Annotated in this window: 1 protein-coding gene and 1 pseudogene; both read right to left on the bottom strand. The window is 71.3% G+C overall.

Annotated features, from left to right (window positions below; all coding sequences use genetic code 11):
- On the bottom strand, nucleotides 1-2,529 hold a 2,529-nt coding region (locus G3N64_RS38270), incomplete at its 3' end, for a UvrD-helicase domain-containing protein (RefSeq protein ID WP_205788774.1).
- Nucleotides 2,526-4,296: pseudogene (locus G3N64_RS38265) on the bottom strand (exodeoxyribonuclease V subunit gamma); the annotation flags it as partial. The pseudogene G3N64_RS38265 and the gene G3N64_RS38270, both read right to left, overlap by 4 nt.

The raw sequence follows: 4,296 nt of genomic DNA, 5'->3' as shown, positions 1-4,296 counted from the left end.
GCAGCGATAGGCCGCGCGCGTGGGCGCCACGTAGACGAGCCGCGCGCGCTCCGCGGCCTGCTCGCGCAGCGCCTGCCGCGCCGCGTGCGCGGCCGCCTCGTCGTCGCACCCGTAATGCAGCACCGCATCGCCCGCATCGTCGTGATACTCGCGCGCATCGGGCAGCGCGGACCCGGGCGGCTCGCGCAACCCGCCGTCGTTCAGGAACGGACAGAACACGATCGCGTATTCGAGGCCTTTCGACTTGTGCACGGTGACGATCTGCACGAGGTTGCGATCGGATTCGAGACGCAGTTGCGCTTCCTCGCCGCCGCCGTCGAGCCGTTGCGCGGCGAGCCAGCGCAGCGTCGGCGCGATGCCCGGCTGCGCGGACGCGCGTGCCTGCGTCAGTTCGGCCAGATGGTTGATGTCGGTCACGCGACGCTCACCGTCCGCGCCGGCCATCAGGCGCTCGGCAATCCGCAGCTCGCGCGTAAACGTGCGCCACATCACCGCGAAGCCGCGTTCGCGCCACAGCAGCCGATACCGCGAGAAGCGCTCGACCCAGCTCATCGCGTCGGCGCTGTCGGCCGCTGATGCTTCACGTTGCGCATCGCCGTCGCCTTGCTCCATCCGCCACAGCGCGCCGGCATCGAGGCCGAACCAGTCGGACGCAAGCGCCGCGCGCAGACGCCGCAGGTCGCCCGGCGCATCGATCGCCGCCAGCACGCGTTCGAGCTGCTCCGCATCGCCGGTCGAGAACACCGAGGCCTGCGCCAGTTCGACGCTGCCGATGCCCCATGTGGCCAGCACGCGCTTCACCAGACTGCCCTGCCGGTGCGTCTGCACCAGCACCGCGATATCGCCCGGCGACAGCGGCGTATCGCCGAGCCGCACGCGCCCTTCGCGCGCGCCGCGCATCAGCCGCGCGATCTCGGCGGCACAGGCCTGGGCGGCCTGCGCCTGCGCGTCGCGCTTGAGCAACGTGCCTTCGCCGCCCGGCAACGCCCAGACCCGGAAATCGCCGGCCGGGCCCGGATCGGTTTCATCGACGAACGGCGCACGCACGCGCGTGCCGGCACGCACCGCGTAATAGTCGAGCCCGTCTAGCACGAACGCGCGCGGATTCGACATGAAGAAGCGGTTGCACGCATCGACGATCGCGGGCGTCGAACGCTGGTTGACCGCGAGCGTGTAGCACGCGCTCGCCCGCGCGCGCGCGGCAAGATAGGTGTGCAGATCGGCCGCGCGGAAGCTGTAGATCGCCTGCTTCGGATCGCCGACGAGAAACAGCGGGCCGCCCGGCGCGAAGATCCGGTCGAAGATCGCGAACTGCAGCGGGTCGGTGTCCTGGAACTCGTCGATCAGCGCGGCCGGATAGCGCGCGCGCAGCGTTTCAGCGAGCCACGGATGCGCATGCAGCGCGTGGTACAGGTTCGCCAGCAGATCGTCGAACGAGACGACGCGCCGCGTGCGCTTGCGCTCGGCCAGCTCGCCCGGCGCCATGTCGAGCCATTCGGCGATCAGCGCGAGCCAGCGCGCGCGCTGCGCGGCCTCGGCCGCCGCCACGGCCGCTTCGAGCGCGTCGGCCACGTCGAAAAATGCATGTTCGGGCGTCGCGCCGCCTTTTTTCGTCGCCTTCACGAGCGCGGTACGCGTGAGCTTCAGCGCAGCCTTCGGCAGCGCAGCCGTCGCGTCGCCCTGCGCGAAATGCGCGGCCCATGCGGCAAGCGCATCGGCAACCGCTTCGGGTTTGTGCGAGCGCTGGTTGAGCGCGGGCTGCGCAGTGCGCAGCAATGCATCGATCGCTTCGCGCTCGGCCGCCCACGTCCGCCCGGCCTCGGCGAAGCATTCGGCTGCAGCGGCCTCGGCCGATTCGTCCGGCTCGGTCACGCCGTCCCAGCGCAGCGCGGCGAGCGGCTTCTTCAGCCGGCGCGCGAGTTGCGCATCGAGCGCGGCCGGGCCGGCGCCCGATTCGACGAGCCAGGTCGCAAAGCCCGGCCAGCGCGCGGCCGCCGGTTCGACGCGCGTGCGCCAGAAGTCTGCCGCGAGCTCGAAGCGCAGCGACGCGTCGTCGGCCTCCATGTCGAACGCGAACGGCATCGCGGCCGCGAACGGCGCTTCCTGCAGCGCGCGCTGGCAGAACGCGTGGATCGTATGGATCGCGGCCTGGTCGAACGCGCGCAGCGCGCGCCGGATTCGCTTCGCAGCCGTTTCGGGATCGAGCGCGCCGTCTTCACCGAGCGTGGTGTCGAGCAGACGCTCGATGAACGGATCGCCGCCGTCGTCACCCGTGTCGAGCGCATGCGCGAGTTGCGCGAGCCGACCGCGAATCCGTTCGTGCAGTTCGGCAGTGGCCGCTTTCGTGAACGTCACGACGAGGATTTCGTCCGCACCGAGATCCTTTTCGAGCAGCAGGCGCACATACAGTGCACAGATGTTCCACGTCTTGCCGGTGCCGGCCGACGCCTCGATCTGGTTGACGCCGTCGAGCGGACACGCGAACACGTCGAGTTCGAGCGCCTGCTGCGGCTGCGACACGGCGCTCATGCGACCTCCTTCAGATGCTCGACGAGCGGCTCGAACACGAGCCGCGCAAGCGTGCCGAACGGCTCGTCGAGCGATGCATGCGCACCGCGCCACGCGATTGCAATGGCCGGATCGTCGGCCTCGCTCACGACGCGCTCGTTGATCCAGACGCTCGCCGCCTTGGCCTCGCCGTCGGACACCCTCGCCCACGCGCTGCGCGGGAAAAACCGCAGCGGCATGCGCCGCCCCGCGCGAAACAGCGCGGCAAGCGGCGCGAGCCGCTCGAGCGGCGCCGCGACGGGCGTCAGCTCGAATGCACCGCCGCTGCCGAACCACAGCGTGCGGCGCGGGCCACCGGGCTCGACCGCGCAATAGACGAGATGCGCAAGCCACGCGGACAGGTAGTCGCGCGCACTCGGCCGCGCATAGCGGTAGATGATCTGCCCGGCGGGCGTGAGCCGGTTCAGCGTGCCGTGCAGTTCGAGCGGGGCGCTTACCGCGTCGCCCGACAGCAGCGCGTCGTCGGCGCCGAACAGCGCCTGCTCCGTGTCCGGCCAGGCCGGCACGACCGTGAGCGAGAACGGCCGCCGCTCCATCCCGTCGGCCAGCGCGCGGCGTACGTTCGACGCAAGCTGCGTCATCGAGCCGAGCGCCTGGTCGCGCCACACGGCGCCCGTCGCGCCGCCCGGCAGTTCGGGGCTCGCGTCCGCAATGCGCAGCGCGTGATCGTGCACGCCGCCCTCGTCCGACTCGATCAGCAGCGGCAGCACACGCTCGGCGAGCGCATCGCTGCCGGCGAAATCGAGCGCGAACGGCTCGGTGTCGCGCAGTTCGGCCTGCGCGTCGGCAAGCACGATCCCGAGCCGCGCGCGCAGCAGCGCGCGCGCGGGATGGCGCCAGAAACGTTCGAATTCGCTGAATGCGACGGGCTCGACCGGTTCGGCCGGCAGCGGCTGCGCGAAGAACGGCAGTTCGCGCGGCCCGTCTCGCGACGCCTCGGCGGCCAGCAGCGTCGCGAGCGTCGCACGTTCGGCATCGTAGGAAACGAGTTCGCTGCCAGGCTGGAAATACGCGGCCGCGAACGGTTGCAGCGGATGCTCGACGACGAAGGCGCGCCGCGCGGCATCGACCGCGTCCGGCGCAGCGTCGGGCCCGGCCGTGACGAGCGCGAGATGGTCGAGCAATTCGTCGACGAGTGCCGCGGGCGGCAACGGCGCGTTGTCGCGAATGCTGCGGCCCGTGTACGCGATCAGCAACCGGTCGCGCGCCGCGAGCAGCAGGTCGAGAAACAGGTTGCGCTCGTCGTCGCGGCGCTGCCGGTCGCCGAGCTTCGGCAACACGGCCATCAGGTCGAATTCGTCCGCGCGCGCGAGACTCGGCAGCACGCCGTCGTCCATCCCGAGCAGGCAGACGACGCGATACGGCAGGCCGCGCAAGCTCGTCAACGACGAGAACGTGACGCCGCCCCACGGCACTCCGCCGCGCGCCGGATCGTCGAGCGCCGCGGTCAGCCCGGCCCGGACGACGGCCGCCGGCAACGCTTCGTCGGGCGCGCCCTCCGTCATCGCGGCCAGCATCGCGTCGAGCGCATCGCGCACGCCCGCGAGCGCGTCCGCATACGCGGCGCCCGAATCGAAGAAACGCGCGAGCGTGTCGGCAAACAGTTCGCTCCAGCCTTGCGGCGTATGCGATTCGGCCAGCCGCCGCGCGAAGCCGTCGAGATCGTCGGTGAAGCGCGCGAGCCGGCCGAGCAGTTCGGCCTCGCTGCCGGTAGCCGCCTCGATCGGG

Origin of the sequence: Burkholderia sp. Ac-20344 (assembly GCF_017104975.1) — a bacterium.
Lineage (GTDB): Bacteria > Pseudomonadota > Gammaproteobacteria > Burkholderiales > Burkholderiaceae > Burkholderia.
The sequence above is the reverse complement of the archived record's forward strand: the minus strand, read 5'-3'. Positions and strand labels throughout refer to the sequence as shown.